The sequence below is a fragment of the Xenorhabdus sp. NBAII XenSa04 genome (assembly GCF_963866145.1).
GTDB classification, from domain to species: Bacteria; Pseudomonadota; Gammaproteobacteria; order Enterobacterales; family Enterobacteriaceae; genus Xenorhabdus; species Xenorhabdus indica.
Genome location: NZ_CAWMEB010000198.1, coordinates 1 through 242, shown reverse-complemented (window position 1 = coordinate 242; position 242 = coordinate 1). Strand labels below are relative to the sequence as shown.

The 242-nt window shown below is 50.0% G+C and carries 1 protein-coding gene; it reads left to right on the top strand.

Going from position 1 to position 242, the window contains the following annotated elements:
- Positions 1-18: 18 nt before the first annotated feature.
- The coding region (locus tag AAC147_RS08125) for an autotransporter outer membrane beta-barrel domain-containing protein (RefSeq protein ID WP_231571664.1) at positions 19-242 on the top strand (224 nt) is incomplete at its 3' end.

Below are 242 nucleotides of genomic sequence, written 5' to 3'. Positions count from 1 at the left end.
AAGCGCAAGCCGATTGACATGGATGATTTCAGAAATACTGCTAGTGAGTACAACACTAACGAGAGTACACGCCAGATACCCAATGGGGTATGGGGACGTATGACCGCTTCTTACGGTAAATTATCGCCACGTGTCTCTACATCGGGGGCTGGCGCCATCACCTATAACATGACCCGTGCTCAAATCGGCATAGACAGGCGCTTTTATGAAAATGACCAGGGTTCAGCGGCAGGCGGTGTTTT